At 36.4% G+C, this 24,477-nt stretch carries 27 protein-coding genes and 2 pseudogenes; 22 read left to right on the top strand and 7 right to left on the bottom strand.

Annotated features, from left to right (window positions below; translation table 11 throughout):
* The 4 genes from EUBHAL_RS03270 to EUBHAL_RS03285 all read left to right on the top strand — a co-directional run.
* On the top strand, nt 1–250 hold a 250-nt coding region (locus EUBHAL_RS03270), incomplete at its 5' end, for an SDR family oxidoreductase (protein ID WP_005344839.1).
* A 91-nt stretch (nt 251–341) separates the two neighbouring features.
* Entirely contained in the window at nt 342–647 is a 306-nt protein-coding gene (trxA, locus tag EUBHAL_RS03275) for a thioredoxin (RefSeq protein ID WP_005344840.1), read from the top strand.
* 12 nt (nt 648–659) lie between these two features.
* Nucleotides 660–980 carry a rhodanese-like domain-containing protein gene (locus EUBHAL_RS03280; protein ID WP_005344843.1) on the top strand — a complete coding sequence of 107 codons (321 nt, stop codon included), beginning with the start codon at nt 660–662 and terminating at the stop codon, nt 978–980.
* A 1-nt stretch (nt 981) separates the two neighbouring features.
* Nucleotides 982–2,673 carry an FAD-dependent oxidoreductase gene (locus EUBHAL_RS03285; RefSeq protein WP_005344844.1) on the top strand — a complete coding sequence of 564 codons (1,692 nt, stop codon included), beginning with the start codon at nt 982–984 and terminating at the stop codon, nt 2,671–2,673.
* Nucleotides 2,674–2,793: 120 nt separating this feature from the next.
* Here the strand turns inward: EUBHAL_RS03285 and EUBHAL_RS03290 are convergent, their stop codons facing one another.
* The gene (locus EUBHAL_RS03290; RefSeq protein WP_005344845.1) at nt 2,794–3,453 is read right to left on the bottom strand and encodes a Crp/Fnr family transcriptional regulator; all 660 of its coding nucleotides are present in this window, start codon (nt 3,451–3,453) and stop codon (nt 2,794–2,796) included.
* Nucleotides 3,454–3,975: 522 nt separating this feature from the next.
* Between EUBHAL_RS03290 and EUBHAL_RS16445 the strand changes: the two genes are divergently transcribed.
* The 4 genes from EUBHAL_RS16445 (at nt 3,976) to EUBHAL_RS03305 (ending at nt 5,726) form a co-directional block, all read left to right on the top strand.
* Nucleotides 3,976–4,227, top strand: a complete 252-nt coding sequence (locus tag EUBHAL_RS16445) for an ATP-binding protein (protein ID WP_334290880.1) — start codon at nt 3,976–3,978, stop codon at nt 4,225–4,227.
* A 33-nt stretch (nt 4,228–4,260) separates the two neighbouring features.
* The gene (locus EUBHAL_RS16450; protein WP_334290879.1) at nt 4,261–4,551 is read left to right on the top strand and encodes a response regulator; all 291 of its coding nucleotides are present in this window, start codon (nt 4,261–4,263) and stop codon (nt 4,549–4,551) included.
* Between the two features lie 409 nt (nt 4,552–4,960).
* Nucleotides 4,961–5,230 carry a hypothetical protein gene (locus EUBHAL_RS03300; RefSeq protein WP_005344852.1) on the top strand — a complete coding sequence of 90 codons (270 nt, stop codon included), beginning with the start codon at nt 4,961–4,963 and terminating at the stop codon, nt 5,228–5,230.
* A gap of 217 nt (nt 5,231–5,447) precedes the next feature.
* On the top strand, nt 5,448–5,726 hold the full coding sequence (locus EUBHAL_RS03305) for a helix-turn-helix domain-containing protein (protein WP_242648730.1): 279 nt from the start codon (nt 5,448–5,450) through the stop codon (nt 5,724–5,726).
* 440 nt (nt 5,727–6,166) lie between these two features.
* Here EUBHAL_RS03305 and cas7c read toward each other — a convergent pair whose 3' ends face one another.
* Genes cas7c through EUBHAL_RS03320 form a run of 3 tightly spaced genes read right to left on the bottom strand, consistent with a single transcriptional unit; the run spans nt 6,167 to nt 7,612 of the window.
* The gene (gene cas7c, locus EUBHAL_RS03310; protein ID WP_005344855.1) at nt 6,167–7,018 is read right to left on the bottom strand and encodes a type I-C CRISPR-associated protein Cas7/Csd2; all 852 of its coding nucleotides are present in this window, start codon (nt 7,016–7,018) and stop codon (nt 6,167–6,169) included.
* On the bottom strand, nt 6,999–7,346 hold the full coding sequence (locus EUBHAL_RS03315; protein WP_005344857.1) for a hypothetical protein: 348 nt from the start codon (nt 7,344–7,346) through the stop codon (nt 6,999–7,001). Before EUBHAL_RS03315 ends, cas7c begins: the two co-directional genes overlap by 20 nt.
* Complete coding sequence (locus tag EUBHAL_RS03320) at nt 7,343–7,612, bottom strand: hypothetical protein (RefSeq protein ID WP_005344859.1); 270 nt, start codon at nt 7,610–7,612, stop codon at nt 7,343–7,345. The genes EUBHAL_RS03315 and EUBHAL_RS03320 overlap by 4 nt, the downstream gene beginning before the upstream one ends.
* Before the next feature lie 199 nt (nt 7,613–7,811).
* Between EUBHAL_RS03320 and EUBHAL_RS17375 the strand changes: the two are divergent.
* From EUBHAL_RS17375 to EUBHAL_RS03385, 14 genes and pseudogenes are all read left to right on the top strand, one after another.
* A pseudogene (locus tag EUBHAL_RS17375) lies at nt 7,812–8,360 on the top strand (IS66 family transposase); the annotation flags it as partial.
* Between the two features lie 437 nt (nt 8,361–8,797).
* A complete protein-coding gene (locus tag EUBHAL_RS03330; protein ID WP_005344863.1) occupies nt 8,798–9,229 on the top strand; it encodes an RNA polymerase sigma factor in 432 nt (143 codons plus the stop codon).
* 5 nt (nt 9,230–9,234) lie between these two features.
* On the top strand, nt 9,235–9,465 hold the full coding sequence (locus EUBHAL_RS03335; protein WP_005344865.1) for a helix-turn-helix domain-containing protein: 231 nt from the start codon (nt 9,235–9,237) through the stop codon (nt 9,463–9,465).
* Nucleotides 9,466–9,816: 351 nt separating this feature from the next.
* A complete protein-coding gene (locus tag EUBHAL_RS03340) occupies nt 9,817–9,966 on the top strand; it encodes an SHOCT domain-containing protein (protein WP_044921755.1) in 150 nt (49 codons plus the stop codon).
* Between the two features lie 65 nt (nt 9,967–10,031).
* Nucleotides 10,032–11,771, top strand: coding sequence for a recombinase family protein (locus tag EUBHAL_RS03345; protein ID WP_005344868.1), 1,740 nt, complete (start codon nt 10,032–10,034; stop codon nt 11,769–11,771).
* Between the two features lie 325 nt (nt 11,772–12,096).
* Nucleotides 12,097–13,362: an ATP phosphoribosyltransferase regulatory subunit gene (gene hisZ / locus EUBHAL_RS03350; protein ID WP_005344869.1), complete on the top strand. Its 1,266-nt coding sequence runs from the start codon at nt 12,097–12,099 to the stop codon at nt 13,360–13,362.
* Nucleotide 13,363: 1 nt separating this feature from the next.
* Nucleotides 13,364–14,005 (top strand): ATP phosphoribosyltransferase, encoded by a 642-nt coding sequence (gene hisG, locus EUBHAL_RS03355; RefSeq protein ID WP_005344871.1) that lies wholly within the window; start codon nt 13,364–13,366, stop codon nt 14,003–14,005.
* Nucleotides 14,006–14,289: 284 nt separating this feature from the next.
* On the top strand, nt 14,290–15,585 hold the full coding sequence (gene hisD, locus EUBHAL_RS03360; protein ID WP_044921758.1) for a histidinol dehydrogenase: 1,296 nt from the start codon (nt 14,290–14,292) through the stop codon (nt 15,583–15,585).
* A 2-nt stretch (nt 15,586–15,587) separates the two neighbouring features.
* On the top strand, nt 15,588–16,178 hold the full coding sequence (hisB, locus tag EUBHAL_RS03365) for an imidazoleglycerol-phosphate dehydratase HisB (protein WP_005344874.1): 591 nt from the start codon (nt 15,588–15,590) through the stop codon (nt 16,176–16,178).
* Nucleotides 16,179–16,193: 15 nt separating this feature from the next.
* Nucleotides 16,194–16,505, top strand: a pseudogene (gene hisI / locus EUBHAL_RS03370) (phosphoribosyl-AMP cyclohydrolase); the annotation flags it as partial.
* Between the two features lie 61 nt (nt 16,506–16,566).
* Nucleotides 16,567–17,382: an ATP-dependent sacrificial sulfur transferase LarE gene (gene larE, locus EUBHAL_RS03375; RefSeq protein WP_005344880.1), complete on the top strand. Its 816-nt coding sequence runs from the start codon at nt 16,567–16,569 to the stop codon at nt 17,380–17,382.
* Between the two features lie 148 nt (nt 17,383–17,530).
* Nucleotides 17,531–17,686, top strand: coding sequence for a hypothetical protein (locus tag EUBHAL_RS15615; RefSeq protein WP_005344881.1), 156 nt, complete (start codon nt 17,531–17,533; stop codon nt 17,684–17,686).
* A gap of 114 nt (nt 17,687–17,800) precedes the next feature.
* Nucleotides 17,801–20,437, top strand: coding sequence for an alanine--tRNA ligase (alaS, locus tag EUBHAL_RS03380; protein ID WP_044921761.1), 2,637 nt, complete (start codon nt 17,801–17,803; stop codon nt 20,435–20,437).
* A gap of 203 nt (nt 20,438–20,640) precedes the next feature.
* Nucleotides 20,641–21,051, top strand: a complete 411-nt coding sequence (locus EUBHAL_RS03385) for a peptide deformylase (protein ID WP_005344883.1) — start codon at nt 20,641–20,643, stop codon at nt 21,049–21,051.
* 779 nt (nt 21,052–21,830) lie between these two features.
* On the opposite strand, the gene EUBHAL_RS03390 is transcribed toward EUBHAL_RS03385, so the two are convergent.
* From EUBHAL_RS03390 to EUBHAL_RS03400, 3 genes are all read right to left on the bottom strand, one after another.
* Nucleotides 21,831–22,418 carry a hypothetical protein gene (locus EUBHAL_RS03390; RefSeq protein WP_135960886.1) on the bottom strand — a complete coding sequence of 196 codons (588 nt, stop codon included), beginning with the start codon at nt 22,416–22,418 and terminating at the stop codon, nt 21,831–21,833.
* A gap of 38 nt (nt 22,419–22,456) precedes the next feature.
* Nucleotides 22,457–23,311, bottom strand: a complete 855-nt coding sequence (locus tag EUBHAL_RS03395) for an Rpn family recombination-promoting nuclease/putative transposase (RefSeq protein ID WP_005344887.1) — start codon at nt 23,309–23,311, stop codon at nt 22,457–22,459.
* Nucleotides 23,312–23,434: 123 nt separating this feature from the next.
* Nucleotides 23,435–24,295 carry an Rpn family recombination-promoting nuclease/putative transposase gene (locus EUBHAL_RS03400; protein ID WP_005344888.1) on the bottom strand — a complete coding sequence of 287 codons (861 nt, stop codon included), beginning with the start codon at nt 24,293–24,295 and terminating at the stop codon, nt 23,435–23,437.
* Nucleotides 24,296–24,477: the final 182 nt, after the last annotated feature.

Below are 24,477 nucleotides of genomic sequence, written 5' to 3' on the forward strand. Positions count from 1 at the left end.
AACTGTATCATTAGCAAGAGAACTAGGACCTAAAGGTATTCGTGTTAATGCTGTTGCACCTGGGATTACAGAAACTGATATGATGAAGGCCGTGCCAAAGGAAGTTATCGAACCTATGATTGAAAGAATTCCATTGCGTCGTCTTGGACAGCCAGAAGATATTGCCAATGCGTTTGTGTTTCTTGCTTCAGATGAGGCGAGTTACATTACAGGTGTTATATTAAGTGTAGATGGTATGGCAAGAAGTTAAGTTAATGAGGTATGGTGATGTAATCACGGAAAATAAATGAAATTAAGACTATAATAAATCTACAAAAAGAAAAGATAAGGAGGACTGTAAAATGTCTGCTATTAATATCAATAAAAATAATTTTCAGAACGAAGTACTGAATTCCGATAAACCCGTTCTTTTAGATTTTTGGGCATCTTGGTGTGCACCTTGCCGCATGGTAGTACCTATTGTAGAGGAGATTGCAAGTGAGCGTAGAGATATTAAAGTAGGAAAGATTAATGTAGATGAAGAGCCTGAACTGGCAAATAAGTTCAGTATTATGAGCATTCCGACTTTAGTGGTTATGAAGAATGGGAAGATTGTACAGCAGATTTCAGGGGCGAGACCTAAGAATGCGATTTTAGAAATGCTTTAGGGAGGTGTGCTAATGGGATTTTTTGATCTCTTTAAACAGTCGAATATTAATCAAGGCATAGAAGAATATAAAAGGACTGATGATGCAGTTCTGCTGGATGTACGTACACCGCAGGAATATCAGGAAGGACATATACCAGAAAGTAAAAATGTGCCGTTGCAGCAACTTGACAATATTGCTTCTGTAGCGTGGGATAAGGCTATCCCACTGTTTGTATACTGTTATTCCGGTTCACGAAGCCGCCAGGCAACTGGGATACTGCAACGAATGGGATATTCTAAAGTAAATAATATCGGTGGCATTGCAGCTTACTCAGGAAAGGTGGAAAAATAAGATGAAGGTAATAATTGTAGGCGGTGTAGCCGGAGGAGCTACAGCCGCAGCAAGAATACGCAGACTGAATGAACATGCTGAAATTACTGTGTTTGAAAGATCCGGATACATATCCTATGCAAATTGTGGACTTCCATATTATATTGGAGACGTGATCACAGACCCGGAAGAACTTACACTACAGACACCAGAGAGTTTTTTTAAACGTTTTCATATCAATATGAAAATTCATCATGAAGTTATCTCCATACATCCGGAACGTAAAACGGTTTCAGTGAAAAATTTAGAGAATGGTGAGATATTTGAAGAAAAATATGATAAGCTGATTCTCTCTCCAGGTGCAAAGCCAACACAGCCGAGACTTCCCGGAGTAGGTATTGATAAACTTTTTACACTTCGTACTGTAGAAGACACTTTTCGGATAAAGGAATATATAAATAAGAATCATCCAAAATCGGTTGTATTGGCAGGTGGCGGTTTTATTGGTCTGGAACTGGCAGAAAATTTGAGGGAGCTTGGCATGGATGTTACGATTGTCCAGCGGCCTAAGCAGCTGATGAACCCTTTTGACCCGGATATGGCATCCATGATCCATAATGAAATGAGAAAGCATGGGATAAAACTGGTACTGGGCTATACAGTAGAAGGATTTAAAGAAAAAGACAACGGAGTGGAGGTCCTGTTGAAAGATAATCCATCCCTTCAGGCTGATATGGTAGTTCTGGCAATCGGAGTCACACCAGACACAGTATTAGCAAAAGAAGCCGGTCTGGAACTTGGCATCAAGGAAAGTATTGTAGTGAATGACAGAATGGAAACCTCTGTACCGGATATTTATGCTGCAGGTGATGCAGTTCAGGTAAAACATTATGTTACGGGTAATGATGCGCTGATTTCTTTGGCAGGACCAGCCAATAAACAGGGCAGAATCATCGCTGATAATATTTGTGGCGGTGATAGTCGTTACCTGGGCAGTCAGGGAAGCTCCATTATAAAAGTGTTTGATATGACAGCAGCCACTACAGGTATCAATGAAACCAATGCCAAAAAGTCAGGATTAGAGGTAGATACAGTAATTCTTTCTCCTATGAGTCATGCCGGTTACTATCCTAGTGGAAAAGTGATGACCATGAAGGCGGTTTTTGAAAAAGAGACCTATCGTTTGCTTGGCGCTCAGATTATTGGATATGAAGGAGTTGATAAACGTATTGATGTGCTGGCAACAGCAATTCATGCAGGGCTGAAGGCAACCCAGCTGAAGGATTTGGATCTCGCATATGCACCGCCTTATTCCTCTGCCAAGGATCCTGTAAATATGGCCGGATTCATGATAGACAATATAGCAAAAGGTACCTTAAAACAATGGCATCTGGAAGATATGGATAAGATTTCTAGAGATAAAAGCGTTGTGTTACTGGATGTGAGAACTGTAGGTGAATTTAACATGGGGCATATGGATGGATTCAAAAACATTCCTGTAGATGAACTAAGGGAACGTATCAATGAAATTGAGAAGGGAAAGCCTGTTTACCTGATATGCCAGAGTGGGCTGCGAAGTTATATTGCCAGTCGTATTCTGGAAGGAAATGGATATGAAACATACAACTTCTCCGGCGGATTTCGCTTCTATGATGCAGTTGTCAATGACCGTGCGCTGATTGAAAAGGCATATGCATGTGGTATGGATTATTAAAAATAATCATAATATTTTTATAATTTTCTCGTAATATAAAAAGATCCCCCATTTATTAGAATGACTTTCATAATTCTGATAAATGGAGGATTCTTCTTTATATGTTACAGAAAAACAATTTTATGACCTTTGGAGTGTTTCCAGTCTTTTTGGATCAAGGATTGTGATTTTGCCGCGGGAGAGTTTGACGAGACCCTCGCCTTGAAAGTATCGAAGCATTCGAGTGATAACTTCCCTGTGGGAACCAAGATGATTAGCAATCGTCTCATGAGTGATTTTCAGCTCGTTTGTTCCTTCGATAGAGGTCTCTTCTAAAAGAAATGAAGCAACACGCTTATCCAAACTCTTCCACATAATTTGTTCAATCAGCCACATGACATCAGAAAAACGGGTAGCCATTAACTCATTGGTATAGTTTGCGACGGGAGCAGATTCCTTCATAATGCCCTTATAGATTTCAGCAGGGATGATCCAAAGATCAGTATCTTTTTCTGCTTCAATGGTTACTTCAAATTGAATGGAGCGTATGATACATGAGGCGGATAAAAGACACATATCCATATCGAACAGACGGTAAAGTGTAATCTCTCGTCCTTCATCTGAAAGTATGTAAGTTCGAAGCTGCCCGGATTTAACCAGTAATAATCCGGTACAATCCAGGTTTCCGTTGTGAATGATCGTTCCTTTTTTTACATTCCGTGTAATCAAATTGTCTGAAATTAGTTTTTTCTGTGCTGTATTTAAGTCATTCCATAGTGGAAAATAATTCTCAAAGCTCATAATAGTTATCTCCTTTGAACATAGTATACTTAATTTTTTGAGACGCGTCAACTATATAGCTGACATATGCCACAAATAAAAAGATGCACAATAAAACACATCGTTCTTTTGTGTGATATCATCATGAAAACAAGATTTTTTGTGCAGAGAAGATAGATATTTTATCACAGCATCTATTAGGAATTATTAATGATGTGCTGGATATGAGTAATATTGAAGCAGGGAAAATAGTCTTTAAGTATATAGATTTTTACCTTTTAGATTTTATTACTAAATTCAATACCATGTTCCATTCACAGATAGCTGAGAAAAATCAGACGCTTACTGTCACAAAAGAAAACATCTAGCATGAATGGATGAACGAGGATTAGGTTCATCTGATGTAAATTTCAGAAACTTACTTTCTAATGCAATGAAATACACACAGGAAGGTGAAAAATTCAGTTTCTGCTAGAAGAATGTGAGACAAAGTCATCTGTCTATGCAAAGTACCGTTTCTTAGTTAGAGATAATGGCATGGGTATGTCAGCAGATTTCAAAAGTAAAATTTTTGATCCGTTTCCCCATGCTGAGGGTTCTGTGACTAATAAGATACAAGGAACCAATCTTAGAATGGCTATTACCAGAAATCTGGTTGGTACCATTGATATGGAGAATGAACTGGGGCAGAAAAGCTGTTTTGAGGTTCTCATAGATTTGAGAATTGCAGAAGATAGATTTGTGTCTTCAGCAGTACGGGAAGAAAAGAATGAAAAGGTTGATAGTATCCTTTAAGGAAAGAGATTCTTGTGTACGGAGGATAATGAATTGAATGTAGAGATATTAAAGGAACTGTTAAAGATAGAAAGTGCAGAGTGCACAATCTGTGAGAACGGTGAAAAAATCTTAGAAGAATTTGAATATTATGATCTAGGAGAGTATGATATGATTCTGATGGATGTACAGATGCCTGTCGTGAACGGTTATGAGGTAACAATGGCAATCCGCAGGAGTTCCTATGAACTGGAAAAGACGATTCCGATTATTTTTATGACTGCCAATGCATTTTCAGAAGATATACAGCATTCTCTGACACTTGGTATAAATGCTCCTGTTTAGAACTATCTATTTCCTGATAGCTCCTTCTTTTTTTGATTTTTTCAAAATTATATGGCATTTTTTACTCTCACATATGTGATTAGTAGAAAAATAATTTTCTGTGAAAGTACCGTCTAAATATACTCTGAAGCTTGCAGTTAGTGAAGGAATATTTCATTTATGCGAAAAAACTTGTAAAAGAGGTTTGCTAAATACCCTATCAAAAGCTTTATAGGTAGAGTAACAAAATTTTTTCATATTTTTTTCAAAATCATGTCCGATTTTATCTTTTCCAATACAGAATAAGGGGAAGGGACTAACAAAAGTAAAAGAAAAAATAATGAAAATATAAAAAAATAAATGTTTATATTTGATTTGTTGACTATACTAATATTATTCGGTATAATTTTGTTATAAGGGAGGGGAGAAAATGATAACAAAAAAAAGAAAATTATCTGAGCGGAAACTTATGGCTTTATCTTGTGGAAGTTATTTATTGGGGATTGTATGTATGACTATTTTAGGATATCTTTATGATAAAATACCATGCAGAAATTTCTTGTATATTATTCCAATTTGTTTATTAATACTTGGAGCAATTTTTTCATGTATGCTTCATATTATGTATCCAATTTTTCTAATTGAATGGAAAGAAGTATCAAAAAAAGATATAAAAGAAATGACTACGAAAAAAGAATAGGAATAGATTAAAAATCCAGGGCAATGTGTAATTTTTTCAATATACTATTCAACCCTTTTTATTTTTAAAAATATACTTCTGGATTTGAAACTAAATACTTGCAAAGTAGATATCTAATAATTTTCTATCATTACAGGTACAATAGAATAATGTAATGATGGAAATGAGGTGTATTTACTTGCATATAGAGAAGTATGTTGCGAAGAATATAATTTCTTTGTGTGAAAAGCGTGACATCAGTAAATACCGATTATCGCAGTTGTCCGGGATTTCTCAGTCTTCGCTTAGCAGGATTATGACGCAGGAAAGTCTGCCGTCATTGATTACTCTTGAAAAAATATGTGCAGCTTTGGGAGTAACTTTATCACAATTTTTCAGAGAAAAAAATCCAGTAGATTTAACGGAATCACAAAAAGAAATACTTAAAATATGGGACAATTTAAGCACGAAAGAACAGGAGACAGTTTTAGCGATGCTTAGAGGTCTTCAGAAATGAAGAAACAGTTCAAACATATATGTTTGGCTGTTTCTTTTTTTGTGCGAACAAAGAGCAAGTTAGCTGTAATTTTAATTGTATAAAATTGAAATATTTATAAAGAAATTAACAAGAAAGATAATATCTTCATCAGCATCTACAGCATAACTGTTTTCTAATGAATTCTCTTTGTGAAATTGTGAATAGGTATAAGTTTATACCTTTTGAAATTAGATATGGGATGTAATAAAAGATTCTCTACCTGAGATTGTTAGACGAAATTTAAGCTATTTGTGCTAGAATTAATTTTATATGCTTAGAGGATAAATTGCTCATGTGAAAGGTAAAATGGATTTTAGGGTTGATTTTCGTTAATTTAGTTAAGGGATATATGAAAAGTGAAAAGACAGAAAGAAAATGTGATACATCTTCAATCTGCCTTTGAGAAAATTATTATTGAATTATAGAGTATAAACTTCTGGAGTTAAATCTGGTAATGGTGTTTCCGTTACAGTAAAAAATGGATATTCTTTTTGTGGCTGAATATCAAGTGTTTTAAAAACTTTAATTTGAGGATATTGTCCCGTCTTGCAATTATGTTTCCACCAATATACTTTTTGAACATTCATTGTTCCTGCTGGTCTCATAGCAGCAGCATCTCCTTCAAAAAGAGTGATTAGTGCTTGATGTATTTTTTCAGCATCTTCTTCTGTGAAATTATTTTTTTCTGCTAATTGACAGTAAATAGAACCATAAGTAACATAAGCAGCTTTATGCACCATATAACGATGGAAAAAGCTTGCACTATCTTTACGTCCCTCTTCTGTTTCATTTAAGTTTGTAGATTTAATACTTATAATTTCTTGAACATCAATAACATCTAAGCTTGTAGCACCCCATAAAGACATGCACCCTCTAACATTAGTAGATAAATTATTACCAGCCCCTTTAAAGGGAAATACTTGTCCAAATGTCCTGATATCTATCCATTTTTTGCAAGTAGAATCATAAATTTTTTTAAAATCAGGTTTTTTATTTCTATATTCATTTTTAAAATCATCAAAGTTCAAGATTCTTTCTTTTAAATTTCTATAACCGTCATCAATCCTACTATCTTCTTGAACAAATATTTCTTCACCCATATCTTGTAAACGGTTTCTTATTTTTCTTTTTAAACAAACATCTGAGATTTCACCATGTCCATCATATAATACTCTTGGATACCATGACATTGTTGCTGGATCACCATTAGGATTTGCTCCGTCAACAGAAATAATAACGCAAAAATCTATTCTATTCTGTAATGGATTCATCTTTTGTCATCTCCTTTATGAAAAATGTATATTTAATGAGAACTTCAACATATTCTGGCATATTTTGTTTATTATCCCAGTTTTCAAGAGTTCTTAATGGGATGTAATAAGCTCTGGATAACCCGATACGGGAATAATTTAATTTTGTTCTAATATCTTGAAGAGATTCTATTGAATATTCATATATTTTTTTCAAGATAGCAGTAACGGTTTCAATATCAAAGTCGTCCATCCAGTCCTGCCAACCTCGTTCCGAAATATATAATTCTAAAGAGTCATATGTTTTTGCTTCACCGTATAATTTTGTAAATAGGTCATAAGTAATCATTCATTAATCCTCCATTCACCATAAAATCCAAATTTACCAAAACTAGCTGTTATTACGTCATCTTCTGATGCTTCAATTCCATACCAAGGGAGATAAGCAATATCATCGCATCCATCTTTTATAGAAATAGAAACTGGAACTTGTGTGTAACATAATCCCTTATTAGCTTCTTCCATAGCTTCTTCTAATGTACCAGTGAATTCAAAATTTCCTGCGCCTGTACCATAATCAATATAATAAGTGTTTTTCTCGTCTAATGTTGCCATTGTGAATACCTCCTTTTTATTTATATTTATTTTTAAGTCGATTATACCACCTAGAAGGTGGTTTTGTAAAGAGGGATTTATATTTTTTATAATGTATGGACTATATTAAAATATTCCTTACCCTAGATTAGATGAGAATTTTAACACTATTTTGGCTAGAATGAATTTTAGTGCAAGAAAGGGTAAGTTGTAAGGGTAAGAATTAAAAGAGACGGTAGCCCATCAGGCACTGACAAGAATCGGGATACTGTACGAAGTAGAGGAACTGATCAGGGATAAAACACCAGAAGAACGATATAAAGAACGTCAGAAACAATCACGTCTCGTAGTAGATGCTTTATTTGAGTGGCTGCATTCCATGGAAGCTTCCATAGACCGGTCTTCCCTCATAGGAGATGCAGTTTTATACACATTAAATCAGGAAGTATATCTTAGAAGGTACCTGGAAGATGGTCATTTGAGCATTGATAATAACAGTGCAGAACGTGCAATCAAAAACTTTGCAGTAGGCCGCCGTAACTGGCTGTTTGCCAAAAGTATCCGTGGAGCAGATGCAAGCGCCATTGTTTACAGTATAGTAGAGACAGCACTTTTAAGTGGATTAAAACCATATCTATATTTAACATATGTATTGGAAAAACTGCTTCAGACAGGAGCATTTCCAAAACCAGAAGAATTGGACAGACTGCTACCATGGTCGAATGAATTGCCGAAAGAATTAAGAACGAAGATAAAATCAAAAAAATAAAATGAGCCGTCCGAAGGGCAATGTCTTATCTAAATGACATTGGTCCGAAAGGGCGGCTTTTTTGTCAAGGTACGCATAGGTTACCGTGTGCGAATAAATAGAGAGTTAGATGTAATTTTAATTATCTAAAAATTGAAATATTTATAAAGAAATTAACAAGAAAGATAATAAAAAAAATACTAGAAATAACTAATGCTTATGAGATGAAAAAATGTCTATTTTAATAAAAAAATCTAATAATATATATTATATAATTATTACTATTTAAAAAATAAATACTATGTTAAAATATTTATGGCGTTCTGCAAACACAGAACGTCTTTTTTTTGCAAAAAAATAATTTTTTACAAAAAGAACCGAAAAAACAGGGGGTCCCATTCGGGATAAAGAATGAAAGGGGGAAATCGTTGCTTTTTGTAGGAAGGGGGTGAGCCTTAATGGAGCAATCACCTTCTTACAAAAGAAAAATTCAAATTCAATTTCAGGCATACTGTTATAAAATTTTGCGAGGTGAAGCAGTTGACTATTATCGTTATGTAAATTATTTGCAAAAACATGAGAAATCTATTGAGAATTTATCATCGGAAGAATCTGATGAACTTTATGTATCAGATGAATACAGATCGGATGATCATCTGTTTAAAGTATTGGAATATGACATAGGGATAAAAAGTGATTTACTTGCTGAAGTATTACATCTGTTATCACAAAAGAAAAGAGATGTTATATTACTTTCATTTTTCTTGGGTATGAGCGATACAGAAATTGCCAGAATAATGTGTGTAGTAAACAGTACAATACATGAGCATAAGAAAAAAGCACTTAAATTGATGAAAAGTGAACTGGAGAAAAGAGGAATGGAGGAATAGTTACAATGCAAAAAGATTCAAGAAAAAATGAAGAAAGATTATTACCTTTTGAAACGATTAAGGCAGCTACGGAAGGAGATGTAGATGCGATGGATAAAATTTTAAAGCATTATAAACCTTACATAGTGAAATTATCAATTCGGACAGATGGTGATAAAAGCTACATTGATGAAGACTTGCGAGAACGTTTGGAGGCAAAATTGATTGCTAAGACTTTAGAATTTGAGACTGCTTAGTTTGAATATGCGATGACTTTCTTTCTTAGATAACTAACTGTACTTTGAAAATCAAATGATTTTGCCATTTGTATGTAACAGACTTATGCCAGGATACCGGTGAGGTGGAGCAAAGATATAATGATACTTCTGATTGGGCAGTCGGCTCATAGACCTTAGAGCCGGAACCATACAATTTTATGGTTAAGGTAATCTGCAATGATTACGCAGCAAATGGGTATACAAAACAACCTATAAATTATATTTTCATAGTTTATGCCGAATTTGACAATGAAAGCCGTGTGGCAGGATATGACTTATTAAGTAATCCTGCCACATTCTTTTGGGGTCAAAGCTAAACGGGAGGAGAAAATGGATAATACAAAATTACTAAGATACAGCTTGCAGTTATCAATGCTTAAACAGTTGTTACAGTTGAAACTTATAAGCGAAAAAGAGTATCAATTAATAGAAAAAACAATAAAAAAAGATTATAGTGTAGTATCGAGTATTACTACTTGACTATTTCTGTGTATTATAATACAATTATAGTATCACTACGATAGGAATACAAGAAAGGCGAGGATATGGAAGTTAAAATAATTAAAGCTAACACACCTACAGAACTTTCTTCAAAAAGAAAGATAGAGAGATTAAGAGTAGCAGCCTATTGTCGTGTTAGTACTGATGATGAAGACCAGACTAAGAGTTATCAGTCTATGATTAAATATTATACAGATTTGATACACAATAATAAACAGTGGGTATTTGCAGGAATATTTGCAGATAAGGCAATCACAGGAACAAAGGCAGATATACGTGAAGAATTTCAGAGATTGATTCAAGAATGTCTATCTGGTAAAATTGATTTAGTAATTGCAAAAAGTATTCCAAGATTTGCAAGAAATACATTAGATACTTTAAAATATGTAAGAATGTTAAAGGAAAGAAATGTTGCGGTATATTTTGAAGTAGAAAAAATTAATACCTTGAAGGATGGAGAATTTTTATTAACAATTTTAAGTTCTGTTGCACAGCAAGAAGTAGAAAATACCTCTGCATATGTAAAAAAAGGCTTAAAAATGAAAATGAAAAGAGGAGAGCTTGTAGGGTTTCAAAAATGTCTAGGGTATGATTATGATCCATTAACAAAAACACTTTCTATTAATGAAGAAGGGGCAAAAACAGTAGGCTATATATTTAAGAGATATGTAGCTGGTGCAGGTTCCACTATGATTGCACGAGAATTGAACGAACAAGAAATTCCAACAGTTCATGGAAATCGGTGGTCTCCTTCAAGTGTGATGGGAATTATTAATAATGAAAAATATATGGGAGATTTACTATTAGGAAAGTCTTTCACCGTAGATCCGATTTCAAAAAGAAGATTAACGAATATGGGTGAGGAAGACCGTTTTTATATAGAAAATCACCATGAAGCTATTATATCAAAAGAAATTTTTGAAAAAGCTCAAGAAATTCGTCAGCGCCGGAGTAAGGGGCGGGTAAATGGAGTAGAGACTGGAAAAAGAGAAAAATATAGTAGACAATATGCATTCAGCAGTATGTTGGAATGTGGCTTTTGTGGAGAGACTGTATCAAGGAGATGTTGGCATAGTCATTCAAAATACGAAAAAATTATATGGCATTGTGGAAGGAATATAAGAAAAGGAAAGCGTTTTTGTCCAGAAGCTAAAGGCATTCCAGAACAAGTTATAGAAAAAGCTTTTGTTGAATCTTATCAGATGCTATGTTCTGATCACAAAGATGTATTAGAAGAATTTATAAAACGGATTGAAGAGACATTGTCTGGCGATTCAATAAAAGACAGAATCAAAAAGATAGATCAGTCTATTCGTAATTTGAAATATAGGAGAAGAAAATTATTAGATAAGTATTTAGATGGAGGTATTGCTAAAGATATTTATGAAGAGGCAGATTTAGATTTAGATAAAAAAATATTTAAAGCAAACCAAGATTTGATTGAATTGGAACAACAATACAATAGTGAAAACAGTTTGCAAAAGAGACTTAAAGATTTTAAAAAAACATTACTAAAAAATCAGACATTGGAAGAGTTTGATAGAGAAATATTTGAAAGTATTGTCGAAAAGGTTATTATCGGCGGTTATGATGAGAATGGAAAAGAAGATCCCTATAAAATAATTTTCATATATAAAACAGGATTCAAAGACGAAATTGAAAATGCAAAGAAACGATATGAAAACACATCAGGGAGAGTGGATGGAAAATTGTGTTCCTATATTACAAGCGAGGTAAAAGATTTGTATCCTTGTAATAGTGACAACACACATCGACCCTGTTGAATTTGATGGGGATGGAGATATGGATGACCATAATTTCAATTAATTTTACAGGAATCAATTAGAAAAAGTTCTGTTCTCTGGTTGACAAAATGGGCGGTCACGAGTATAATCATAAACAGTTTTAATGCGTTACCACTTTATTGTGACAGAGTATTTAAAGGGCAAGAAGATTGTCACAAAAGAGTCTGTGAATGCAGGCTCTTTCTTTTATAGATTTTTATAAATTAAAAGAGAAAACAGGTAATATAATTATTTTTTTATGAGAATAGCTCAGACAATTTTATAAAAGTGGTGAATGAGATTTTAATTTAGGAGGATAACATTAATGAAAGAAAAACTGCTCCACACTCCAGAGGGAGTAAGAGATATTTATAACTCAGAATGTAAGAGAAAGTCAGCGGTGGAGAAGCGGATTCATCATATATTAGAGCTTTACGGCTATCAGGATATTGAGACACCAACATTTGAATTTTTTGATATATTTAACAGTGATACAGGAACTGTAAGTTCTGTAGAGATGTTTAAGTTCTTTGATAGAAATAATAATACATTAGTTCTCCGCCCGGATATGACGCCTTCTATTGCAAGAAGTGTGGCAAAGTATTATAGTGCCTGTGAATTTCCACTTCGTCTTTCTTACCGCGGGAATACATTTTTAAATAACAGAAGTTATCAAGGTAAGCTTACCGAGAAGACAGAGATGGGAGCAGAGCTTATTAATGATGATAGTCCGGAAGCAGATGCAGAGGGAATCATCATGATGATTGACTGTTTCCTTGCGGCAGGTCTTACGGATTTTCGTATAGATATCGGGCAGGCAGAGTTTTATAAAGGAATTATGGGTGCGTTAGAAGCTTCTGAGGAAGTTAAGGAGCAGATTCACGAATATATCGAGAATAAGAATGCTCTTGGAATGGAAATTCTTTTATCGGATTTATCTATGAAAGATTGTTATCGTAACATTCTGCTTGAGTATAATGATTTATATGGTGATGTTACCATGCTTGAAAAGGCAAAGAAGCTTACGATAAATCCTCGTTGTCAGGCAGCAATTGCCAGACTAGAGGAAGTGTATGAAGTGTTAAAGCTTTACGGTTACGAAAAATATGTAAGTTTTGATCTTGGCATGGTGAACCATTTTGATTATTATACAGGAATTATTTTCCGGGGATATACTTATGGAACTGGAGATGCGATCGGAAAAGGTGGACGTTATGATAACCTTTTAGCGCAGTTTGGTAAGGAAGCAAGTGCCTGCGGATTTACCATTTTGATTGATGATGTACTATCTGCATTAAGCCGTCAGAATATCAGCATTTCCTTAAAAGAATATGCCTATTCTTTACTTCTTTATAAATCAGAGGACAGACAGAATGCGATTCCGTTAGTTGTAAAGTTAAGAGATGCCGGAGTGCGGACGGAACTCGTTTCCATGACAGAAGGAAAGACGTTAGAAGAATATCTTGCTTTTGGAAAGAATCAGGGAGCAGAAGGAATCCTCTATTTAGATGGGGAGAATGTCACTGTTTATGATATGGCTTCCGGAGATCAGGAGACAAAGACATTACAGGAATTCAGGGAGGAATATTAAGATGCGCTATTTAACATTTGCTTTGGCAAAGGGAAGACTTGCCAATAAAACAATGGATATGTTTGAAAAACTTGGTATTACCTGTGATTCCATTCGTGATAAAGAGACAAGAAAGCTTATTTTTGTCAATGAAGATTTAAAGCTTAAGTTTTTCTTAGCGAAGGCTTCTGACGTTCCTACTTATGTAGAGTACGGTGCAGCGGATATCGGTATCGTAGGAGAAGATACGATTCTTGAAGAGGGAAGAAACCTTTACGAAGTAATGGATCTGGGCTTTGGAAAGTGTAAGATGTGTGTCTGTGGACCTGAAAGTGCAAGGGAAAAGTTACAGCATGGTGAGCTTATTCGTGTAGCTTCTAAGTATCCAAGCATTGCCAAAGATTATTTTTATAATAAAAAGTTTCAGACCGTAGAGATTATCAAGTTGAATGGTTCGGTTGAGTTAGCTCCGATTGTTGGACTTTCTGAGGTCATTGTCGATATCGTGGAGACTGGTTCTACATTAAAGGCAAACGGGCTTACAGTCTTAGAGGAAATTTGTGATCTTTCTGCCCGTATGGTAGTAAATCAGGTAAGTCTTAAGATGGAACAGGAGAGAATTCGTAAACTGATTTATGACCTGCGTAAGCTGAAACAGCAATAGGCTAATGACTTTAGATAAGTATCAAATTGATAGAGATAAATATTAGCAGGGGATAGTAAGTAAAAGCCAGTAAATAATATAAGCTAGTTTAGTTATTGCATCGCTTTATCATATTTATATTAAATGAGTTGATGTAGCAGAACAAACAGATTATTATATTATTTAGTATGAGATATATTGGCATAAATAATATTAAATATTAAAAAATCAATTACTGATAATGATTGGTGATATTTCCAAGAAAAGATAAAAACAAAAATAGAAAAATTTCAGAGGAAAAGAAAATGAGAGTTTTAAAGGTAAATAAAGAAAATACAAAAAATATTTTAAGTGATTTATTAAAAAGAAGCCCGAATAATTACGACCAGTATGCCGGAACCGTGCAGGGCATTTTAGACGAGATTAAGGAAAAAGGAGACGAAGCTCTTTTTGCTTACACAGAAAAGTTTGATAAATGTAAGCTGACAAAAGATACGATTCAGGTAACAGGGGAAGAAATCAAGGCAGCATATGAAAAAGTAGATGATTCTTTAGTAGAAGTTATCCGCAAATCTCTTGTAAATATCCGTGAGTATCATGAGAAACAGAAGAGAAACAGCTGGTTTGATGCCAAACCGGACGGAACAATTCTTGGACAGAAAATGACAGCGTTAGCTTCAGTTGGTGTGTATGTACCAGGTGGAAAAGCTGCTTATCCATCCTCTGTACTTATGAATATTGTACCTGCAAAGGTTGCAGGTGTAGAGAAAATCGTGATGGTAACCCCTCCAAATAAGGAGGGAGAAGTAACACCAGCTACTTTAGTTGCCGCAAATGAAGCTGGTGCAACTCATATTTATAAAGTCGGTGGAGCACAGGCAATCGGTGCATTAGCTTATGGAACAGAGTCTATTGAAAAGGTTGACAAGATTGTAGGCCCTGGAAACATTTATGTTGCCCTTGCGAAAAAGGCGGTATACGGACATGTAAGTATTGATTCTATTGCCGGACCAAGCGAGATTCTTGTTCTTGCAGACGATACTGCAAATCCGCATTTCGTAGCGGCAGACTTACTTTCCCAGGCAGAGCATGACGAACTTGCCAGTGCGATTTTAGTGACAACAAGTAAGACACTTGGCGAAAAAGTACAAGAAGAAATTGAAGGATACTTAAAGAAGTTATCAAGAGCAGAGATTATCGAGAAATCCCTTGAAAACTTTGGTTATATTTTAGAGGCAGAGACTTTAAATGAAGCATTAGAAGTAGTAAATGCGATTGCGTCCGAACATCTTGAAATCGTAACGGCCAATCCATTTGAAGTAATGACAAAGGTAAGAAATGCCGGAGCTATCTTTATCGGAGAGTACAGTTCTGAACCACTTGGAGATTATTTTGCAGGACCAAACCATGTACTTCCAACAAACGGAACTGCGAAGTTCTTCTCCCCATTAAATGTCGATGACTTTGTAAAGAAATCAAGCATCATCTACTATTCAAAAGATGCCTTAAAAGCAATTCACAAAGATATTGAGACATTTGCACAGGCAGAGGGACTGACTGCACACGCAAACTCCATCGCTGTTCGTTTTGAGGAGGAGTAAAAATGGCAGAAAGAAAAGCACATGTAGAGAGAAATACAAGTGAGACAAAGATTATTGTTGACCTGAATTTAGACGGCAGCGGCAAATATGATATTGATACCGGAATCGGTTTCTTTGACCATATGTTAAATAGCTTTGCCAAACACGGCTTTTTTGACCTGACCTGTAAAGTGGATGGGGACTTAGAGGTAGACTGCCATCACACGATTGAAGATACTGGAATCGTACTGGGACAGGCTATCCGTGAAGCGGTGGGAGATAAAAAGGGAATTCGCCGTTTCGGAAACTTTTTACTTCCAATGGATGAGACACTCGTACTTGGTGCAGTAGATTTATCCGGCAGACCATACTGTGTGTGTGACCTGCCATTTACCGTAGAGAGAGTCGGTGGATTTGACACAGAAATGGTACAGGAATTTTTCTATGCTATTTCTTACAGCGCAGCAATGAACCTTCATTTAAAATTAATGCATGGAAGCAATAATCATCATATTATGGAGGCGGCATTTAAGGCATTTGCAAAAGCTTTGGATGAGGCTTGTTCTTACGACCCTAGAATTACGGATGTACTTTCTACAAAAGGAGCATTATAAATGAAAAGCAAACTTTCTTTTGACGAATTTAAATTAAACAGCGATGGAATGATTCCAGTTATCACACAGGACTATAAGACCAATGAGGTTCTAATGCTTGCTTACATGACGAAGGAATCTTTTGAAAAGACATTAGAGACAGGAAAGATGACCTACTTTAGCCGTAGCCGTCAGGAACTTTGGACAAAGGGCGATACTTCCGGACATTACCAGTATGTGAAGTCTTTAGACATTGACTGCGATAAAGATACCATCTTAGCAAAAGTCGAACAGATTGGAGCGGCCTGTCATACAGGAAACCGTACTTGTTTCTTTACACGACTTGCAGAAGAATAAAAAACACAGATAAGGAAAGAATAAAAAGAGTAAAGATAAAAAATAAAAAGAAATGGATATGAATAAATTACAGGAAAAATATCAGAAATTACTGAGTTATTTAAAAGAACTGGATTCCGTAGCGATTGCCTTTTCTGGCGGAGTGGATTCTACCTTTCTTCTTGCAGCCGCAAAAGAAGCATTAGGGGATAAAGTCATCGCACTTACAGCAAAATCCTGCCTTTTCCCGGAAAGAGAATCCGGAGAGGCGGAAGATTTTTGTAAAAATCTTGGTGTAGAACAGATTGTTCTTGATTTGGGAGATACCGAACTTCCAGCATTTAAACACAATCCGCCAAACCGTTGTTACATCTGCAAAAAAGGCTTATTTGAAAAGTTCTTACAAAAAGCAAAAGAATACCAGATGTCGTATGTCGCAGAAGGCTCCAACATGGATGATTTAGGAGATTATCGCCCGGGTCTGCAGGCAATTACCGAACTTGGCATAAAAAGCCCCCTTCGTGCTGCTGAACTTACCAAGGCAGAAATCCGGGAACTTTCCAAACAGATGGGACTCCCAACCTGGAGCAAACCATCCTTTGCATGCCTCGCCTCCCGTTTCGTATACGGCGAGACCATCACCGCCGAAAAACTTTCCATGGTAGAGCGAGCCGAGGACCTTCTCCGCAGCAATGGATTCCTCCAATTCCGCGTTCGCATCCACGGAACCATCGCCAGAATCGAACTTTTACCAGAAGACATTCCAAGAATGTTAGATAGCGAACTTCGAAAAGAAATCGTAGATAAACTCAAAAGATACGGATTTACCTATGTATCTCTTGACCTGGAAGGCTACCGCACAGGAAGCATGAACGAGGTGCTGGCGTAGGGATTTTGACTGACAGACGGAAGTAGAAGATTCGTCTGTTGTATCCACCGAATTAAATCAGAAAAAAGGTTTACAGTTTTTTATGAAATATGGTATACTAATTTCATGTAACCAGAAACCATTTTCAGTATAAGAAGGAGGGCCCATTATGTCGGCTGTATTAAGTGCATTTGTTCAATATATCATAACGTTTATTTTGCTGGTAGCAGCCGCGGCCGGAGGCATTTTTTGTGGAAAGAAGTTAAGAACGAAGAAGAACATGGAAAGCAACACGGCTGGTACTGGAAATACATCAGGTAAATAATTTATATAGCGATATATTTCAGGGTGCTGACGGAGAACCAATTGTTTTCTGGCAGCACCCTTTCATGTCGGTATACCGGCAGCAATATATGAGATACTACAGGAGGACAGAATTTTGAAAAAATATGGAGTAAATGAACTTCGAAAAATGTATCTGGAGTTTTTTGAGAGCAAGGGACATCTTGCAATGAAGAGTTTCTCACTGGTTCCACATAACGACAACAGTTTATTACTGATCAACGCAGGTATGGCACCACTGAAACCTTATTTTACAGGTCAGGAGATCCCACCAAGAAAAAGAGTGACAACCTGCCAGAAATGTATTCGTACAGGTGATATCGAAAATGTTGGTAAGACAGATCGTCACGGTACATTCTTTGAAATGCTTGGTAACTTCTCTTTTGGAGATTATTTTAAACATGAAGCAATCGCATGGTCATGGGAATTCCTTACAGAAGTTGTAGGACTTGATGCAGACAGATTATATCCATCTGTATACTTAGAAGATGACGAGGCATTTGCCATTTGGAGAGATGAGATTGGAATCGCTCCAGAACGCATTTTCAAGTTTGGTAAAGAAGATAACTTCTGGGAACACGGTGCTGGTCCTTGCGGTCCTTGTTCCGAGATTTATTATGACCGTGGAGAAAAATACGGCTGTGGTAAACCAGGCTGTACAGTAGGTTGTGACTGCGACCGTTATATGGAAGTATGGAACAACGTATTTACTCAGTTTGAGAATGACGGACATAATAACTACACAACATTAAAACAGAAAAATATTGATACAGGTATGGGATTAGAGCGTCTTGCCGTTATCGTTCAGGACGTAGGATCTATTTTTGATGTAGATACTATCCGTTCCCTTCGTGATAAGATCTGTGAAGTAGCAAAGAAAACTTACAAAGAAAATGAGCAGGATGATATTTCTATCCGTCTGATCACAGACCATATCCGTTCCGCTACATTTATGATTTCCGATGGTATCATGCCAAGTAATGAAGGCCGTGGATACGTTCTTCGCCGTATTATCAGAAGAGCAGCCCGTCACGGACGTTTACTCGGAATCGAAGGTAAGTTCTTAGCAGAGCTTAGCAAGACAGTTATCGAAGGTTCTAAAGATGGTTATCCAGAATTAGAAGAAAAGAAAGATTTCATTTACAATGTTATCATTCAGGAAGAAGGCAAGTTTAATAAGACAATCGATCAGGGTCTTGCAATCCTTGCTGATTTAGAAGAATCCATGAAGGAAAAAGGCGTAAAAGAGTTAGATGGCCAGGATGCTTTCAAACTTTACGATACTTATGGATTCCCATTAGACCTTACAAAAGAAATCCTTGAAGAAAAAGGATACACTGTAAATGAAGAAGCATTCCAGACTTGCATGAATGAGCAGAAAGAAAAGGCAAGAAGTGCAAGAAAGACAACAAACTACATGGGTGCTGACGTTACAGTTTATGAGTCTATCGACCCATCTGTAACAAGTACTTTCGTTGGATATGAGACACAGGAATGTGATTCTAAGATTACAGTTATGACAACAGACACAGAGCTTACAGAAGCTTTAACTGATGGACAGGCTGGAACAATCTTTGTAGACGAGACACCATTTTATGCGACAGGTGGTGGACAGCACGCTGACAGCGGTGTCATCACATGCAAAGACGGCGAATTCGTTGTAGAAGATGTTGTAAAAATGCTCGGTGGAAAGATTGGCCATATCGGACATGTAACAAAGGGAATGTTCAAAGTTGGTGATACGGTAACATTATCTGTAAATAAAGCACAGAGAGCAGATACAGCTAAAGGGCACAGTGCAACCCATCTTCTTCAGAAATCCTTACGTACCGTTCTTGGAAATCATGTAGAACAGTCCGGTTCTTATGTAGACAAAGACAGACTTCGTTTCGACTTCTCTCACTTCCAGGCATTAACTGCAGAAGAACTTGCAGAAGTTGAAAAAATGGTAAATGAAAAAATCGCCGAAGACCTCACTGTAAGCACAGAAATCATGAGTGTTGACGAAGCAAAGAATACTGGTGCGATGGCATTATTCGGAGAAAAATATGGTGATAAAGTACGAGTTGTTACTATGGGAGATTTCTCCAAAGAATTCTGTGCAGGTACACATGTACCACATACAGGAGTAATCAAAGCATTTAAGATTATTTCTGAAACTGGTGTTGCAGCGGGCATAAGACGTATCGAAGCATTAACTGGTGACGGAGTAATGAAATATTATCTTGATGAGGAAAAAACTCTTCACGAAGCAGCAAAAGCAGCAAAGGCAGAGCCTCATAAGTTAGCAGAAAAGATTCAGTCCATGCTTGACGAAATCAAAGCACTTTCTGCAGAAAATGAGAAATTAAAAGACCAGATTGCCAAGAGCGAAGTTGCTGACGTAATGGATCAGGTAGTAGAAGCAGGCGATTACAAAGTACTTCCAGTATCCGTAAAAGACGTTGACATGAACGCACTCCGTACCTTAGGAGATGACCTCAAAGGCAAGATTGGCAGCGGTGTTGTTATCCTTGCTTCCGATATGGGAGGAAAGGTTAACTTAATCGTAACTGCAACAGACGATGCTGTAAAAGCAGGCGCACATGCAGGAAAGATTATCAAAGAAGCAGCAGCCTTAGTAGGTGGCGGCGGCGGTGGACGTCCAAATATGGCTCAGGCTGGTGGAAAGAATCCAGCAGGAATCAAAGCTGCATTAGAAAAAGCTGTGGAAATCGCGAAAGAACAGTTATAAGTTCTGGTTTGCCGCAGGCAAAGTAGACGCTCACAAAGAGAGAAGCCAACCTATATCTGTGACTCTATCACTGCGGGTTGAATGTTCGCTAACGGCTCACATCCAATCCTCGCTCTAAGGCCACAGATATAGGTTGGCTTCTCTCTTTGCGAGCTGTCTTTGGCTGTAGAAGTAAAAACAGAATTCAATATGGAGGTTAGATTATGGTTCGAGCAATTATGAAAGATGTTTTGTTTCTTAAAAAGAAAGCAGTCCCTGCAACAAAAGACGATATGCCAGTGGTGCAGGATTTACTTGATACGTTAAAAGCAAATGAAACTGGCTGTGTTGGGATGGCAGCAAATATGATTGGAGTAAATAAAAGAATTATTGCGGTGAATATGGGATTTGCGAATATTGCAATGTTAAATCCGGTGATTGTAAGTAAAAAAGAACCATATGAGGCAGAAGAGGGCTGTTTATCTTTAAAAGGAGTTAGAAAAACGACTCGCTATCAGGAGATAGAAGTAGAGTATGAAGATATTCATTTTAAAAAACAGCATCAGAAGTATAAAGGCTGGGTAGCGCAGATTATACAGCATGAGGTGGATCATTGCGAGGGGATAATTATCTGATTTATGAAACAAAACAGACGTACCGAAAGAGAGAAGAGGTCCTATATCTGCGACTCTATTACTGTGGGTTGAATGCTCGCGTAATGGTTCGCATTCAATCCTCGTTCTAAGGCCACAGATATAGGGCCTCTTCTCTCTTTCGGGGCTGTTTTAGGTTGTTGAAGTAAAATTATATAATATTTACAGATATTTGGCAATAGTAAATAAAAGTAATCCAAACTCCGTAAAAATCATCATTAGATGCAGTTATTTCTTCTATTGAATTTACATGAAATATTAAAGATTTACATGGATTTTTCTGGAAAAATATGATATAATCCCCTCGTTGCCGCCCCATTCTGGCAACAGAAAGGGGGTGTACATATTGTCAGCATATTCTTTTCTTCTGTCGGTATTGGCAGGTGTAGCATCTGGCATCATTGTTGAACTAATCATGACTATACTTCGCAAGTGGTTTGGCCGGAAGAAGAAGTAAAATCATGCGGTAACCAAACCCCACAAAAAAATCCCCTCAGTATTCGCGGTACTGAGGGGATTTGTGTTTGTGTACATACTGTACAGCATATTCTTTTCTGATTTCAATATATCATACCGAATCAGATATTTCAAGTATATTCTGCTTTCAAAATTTTATGCCAGATTGTGCCGACGCATAAGCATACTTATTGAATGAGAAATTGGCACTGATGAGATATTTATCTTTAGCATTATAAATTTTGAAGTTTGCTCTAGTAGTGTCAGTTTTGCCAACTTGCCTGTAGAAAATCTCAACATAAATATTAAGAAAGCAACTTTCTCTTTACTTTCGTATATTCTGCTTCTGTGTATCCTTTTTCTAATATTTTTTCTTTTGGTATTCCAAAAGAAATGAATGCAGCTATTGCGTTTTCCCGTTCCTTTTCCGTGTTTCTACGTTCTTGTTCTACTCCCTTATCCCAGGCATCTTCTAGCATTCCCTGTAATATTACGCGCCCCATACTTTCTCCCATCGCTTCCACCTTCCTTTCTAATTCTTTAGTCATCTCTACGCCACATTTATTTTTTAAATAATTCTTTTTTTCTTCTATTGAATGGTCTGCAATTACATATTCCAACATTTCGATTAATTTATTTTTAGACTGTGTCATGTTTTTCCCAGCTCGTATTTTTATGAGAATCCCTTTTAACAGATTTATCTCTTCGGGGTGAATATTTTCACCAAATTTTACTTCCGGTCTAAGTTGGTATTCTATAATGGAATCTTCATTTTTTCTGGCATCTATGCATATCCAGATACTTATGACTTCCTTAATCTTTTCATCAACTTTCGCTACACCATCGCTAAGCGCGGAAAGTATCCTTGAGATATAGGTTTCTCTGACAGCCATATATTCTTTGTTGGTCTGTTTATCTTCGCTAATTAAAATTATGCTTTTGATATCCAATTCTGAATAGTCTCTACCGAGAGGTTTACTGCTTTTGCAATCTGTTTCACAGACATTCCCATTTCGAGAAGGGCAAGAGTAGTTTCTCTTGCTTTTTTCAATTCTCCAGACTGTTCCCCTCGAAGAAATCCAGATTGTTCGCCCCTTTCAACGCCTTCATTATAAATCTCTTCTAATTCCTGACACATTTGATTCACTCCTTCCTCAGTTTCTTTTAATTGTTGTACTCTTGCAGATAGGACGTTACTATACATCTTATCCGCTTCTTCGCAATGTAAGTCATGCATTAAGCGACCTAATTCGGTATCATCCTGTTTTTTCGAGTTTACATATAAAATATGTTGTCCATCTTCAAATATTTCTCCGGTTTCGTTGCTTCGTCTTCGTATGTGGTTGATTGGCAGATTATATCCAAGGACATCATTTTTAGTGATGAAAATGACATAAGTTTCTGGGAGATTGTCAAAAAAATCGCCTGGATTCAGTAGGTTCATATCCAGTAGACCGCAGTGGTATCGGGCTCTTTTTGGAGAAGCACCATCATTCTCACCTTGAATCTCCACATTAAAGTGATTGTTTTCTGCATCCCTTGCCACGCAGTCTAAAATGGCGGAACGTCCCTGGAGATTTTTATAATCTTTCTGTAAAGTCTGGTCGATTACTTTTAGGCCTGTTCTATTCATGATAACCTGAAGAATATATTCCGTACATGAGATTTCCTTTAAAACATTCCGCATAAAGATGTCATTCATTATTGTAAAGTGTTTTATCTTTTCTTTATATCTTTCGTAGCGTTGTTCTAAGCCCTCTGGCTGTAAGATTGTGGAATCCGTCATTTACGCTACCTCCAATTATGATATATCAATAGTTACGCTACTTACTGTTGCCATCCTCAGATCTTTTCAACTGATCTGTAGGATTGGAATATACAGAGAGGGAGAGCTCGTTTATTCTACAAATCAAAACGATGCTTCAGATATCCAGTTCTGAATAGTTTCTATAGAAAGATTTACTGCTTTTGCAATCTGTTCCGAAGACATTCCCATTTCAAGAAGGGCAAGAGTAGTTTCTTTCTTGGCCTTTAGTTTACCAGATTGTTCGCCTCGCAGAAATCCAAATTGCTCGCCTTTTTCAACGCCTTCATTATAAATCTCTTCTAATTCCTGACACATTTGATTCACTCCTTCCTCAGTTTCTTTTAATTGCTGCACTCTTGCAGACAGGACGTTACTATACATCTTATCCGCTTCTTTACAATGTAAGTCATGCATTAAGCGGCCTAATTCGGTATCATCCTGCTTCTTAGAGTTTACATATAAAATATGTTGACCATCTTCAAATATTTCTCCGGTTTCGTTGCTTCGTCTTCTTATGTGGTTGATTGGCAGGTTATATCCAAGGACATCGTTTTTAGTGATAAAAATGACATACGTTTCCGGCAGGCTGTCAAAAGGATCGCCTGGATTCAATAGATTCATATCCAGTAGACCGCAGTGGTATCGGGCTCTTTTTGGAGAAGCACCATCGTTCTCACCCTGAATCTCCACATTAAAAAAATTATTCTCTGCATCCTTTGCCACGCAGTCTAAAATGGCGGAACGCCCCTGGAGATTTTTATAATCTTTTTGTAAAGTCTGGTCGATTACTTTTAGGCCTGTTCTATTCATGATAACCTGAAGAATATATTCAGTACATGCGGTTTTCTTTAATACATTCCGCATAAAGATGTCATTCATTATCGTGAAGTGTTTTATCTTTTCTTTATATCTTTCGTAGCGTTGTTCTAAGCCTTCTGGCTGTAAGATTGTGGAATCCGTCATTTACGCTACCTCCAATTATGATATATTAACGATTATTATATGACTATTATATACATAATTTGACATAAAAGTCAATGAGTATTTGAATCAGAATTTTGAACAGAAAAACCATGCCCTTCTGGAGAATTCCCATTTTTACCAACTGTGGATTTAAATTAGACAGAAAAAAGAAAAAATACGAT

Origin of the sequence: Anaerobutyricum hallii DSM 3353, assembly GCF_000173975.1 — a bacterium.
Lineage (GTDB): Bacteria > Bacillota > Clostridia > Lachnospirales > Lachnospiraceae > Anaerobutyricum > Anaerobutyricum hallii.

Excerpts from the sequence above, each read along its gene's own strand:
- trxA (WP_005344840.1), top strand. The coding sequence starts at position 342 with ATGTCTGCTATTAATATCAATAAAAATAATTTTCAGAACGAAGTACTG.
- EUBHAL_RS03280 (WP_005344843.1), top strand. The coding sequence starts at position 660 with ATGGGATTTTTTGATCTCTTTAAACAGTCGAATATTAATCAAGGCATA.
- EUBHAL_RS03285 (WP_005344844.1), top strand. The coding sequence starts at position 982 with ATGAAGGTAATAATTGTAGGCGGTGTAGCCGGAGGAGCTACAGCCGCA.
- EUBHAL_RS03290 (WP_005344845.1), bottom strand. The coding sequence starts at position 3,453 with ATGAGCTTTGAGAATTATTTTCCACTATGGAATGACTTAAATACAGCA.
- EUBHAL_RS16445 (WP_334290880.1), top strand. The coding sequence starts at position 3,976 with ATGTCAGCAGATTTCAAAAGTAAAATTTTTGATCCGTTTCCCCATGCT.
- EUBHAL_RS03300 (WP_005344852.1), top strand. The coding sequence starts at position 4,961 with ATGATAACAAAAAAAAGAAAATTATCTGAGCGGAAACTTATGGCTTTA.
- cas7c (WP_005344855.1), bottom strand. The coding sequence starts at position 7,018 with ATGAATCCATTACAGAATAGAATAGATTTTTGCGTTATTATTTCTGTT.
- EUBHAL_RS03315 (WP_005344857.1), bottom strand. The coding sequence starts at position 7,346 with ATGATTACTTATGACCTATTTACAAAATTATACGGTGAAGCAAAAACA.
- EUBHAL_RS03320 (WP_005344859.1), bottom strand. The coding sequence starts at position 7,612 with ATGGCAACATTAGACGAGAAAAACACTTATTATATTGATTATGGTACA.
- EUBHAL_RS03330 (WP_005344863.1), top strand. The coding sequence starts at position 8,798 with ATGGAGCAATCACCTTCTTACAAAAGAAAAATTCAAATTCAATTTCAG.
- EUBHAL_RS03335 (WP_005344865.1), top strand. The coding sequence starts at position 9,235 with ATGCAAAAAGATTCAAGAAAAAATGAAGAAAGATTATTACCTTTTGAA.
- EUBHAL_RS03340 (WP_044921755.1), top strand. The coding sequence starts at position 9,817 with ATGGATAATACAAAATTACTAAGATACAGCTTGCAGTTATCAATGCTT.
- EUBHAL_RS03345 (WP_005344868.1), top strand. The coding sequence starts at position 10,032 with ATGGAAGTTAAAATAATTAAAGCTAACACACCTACAGAACTTTCTTCA.
- hisZ (WP_005344869.1), top strand. The coding sequence starts at position 12,097 with ATGAAAGAAAAACTGCTCCACACTCCAGAGGGAGTAAGAGATATTTAT.
- hisG (WP_005344871.1), top strand. The coding sequence starts at position 13,364 with ATGCGCTATTTAACATTTGCTTTGGCAAAGGGAAGACTTGCCAATAAA.
- hisD (WP_044921758.1), top strand. The coding sequence starts at position 14,290 with ATGAGAGTTTTAAAGGTAAATAAAGAAAATACAAAAAATATTTTAAGT.
- hisB (WP_005344874.1), top strand. The coding sequence starts at position 15,588 with ATGGCAGAAAGAAAAGCACATGTAGAGAGAAATACAAGTGAGACAAAG.
- larE (WP_005344880.1), top strand. The coding sequence starts at position 16,567 with ATGGATATGAATAAATTACAGGAAAAATATCAGAAATTACTGAGTTAT.
- EUBHAL_RS15615 (WP_005344881.1), top strand. The coding sequence starts at position 17,531 with ATGTCGGCTGTATTAAGTGCATTTGTTCAATATATCATAACGTTTATT.
- EUBHAL_RS03385 (WP_005344883.1), top strand. The coding sequence starts at position 20,641 with ATGGTTCGAGCAATTATGAAAGATGTTTTGTTTCTTAAAAAGAAAGCA.
- EUBHAL_RS03390 (WP_135960886.1), bottom strand. The coding sequence starts at position 22,418 with ATGGCTGTCAGAGAAACCTATATCTCAAGGATACTTTCCGCGCTTAGC.
- EUBHAL_RS03395 (WP_005344887.1), bottom strand. The coding sequence starts at position 23,311 with ATGACGGATTCCACAATCTTACAGCCAGAGGGCTTAGAACAACGCTAC.
- EUBHAL_RS03400 (WP_005344888.1), bottom strand. The coding sequence starts at position 24,295 with ATGACGGATTCCACAATCTTACAGCCAGAAGGCTTAGAACAACGCTAC.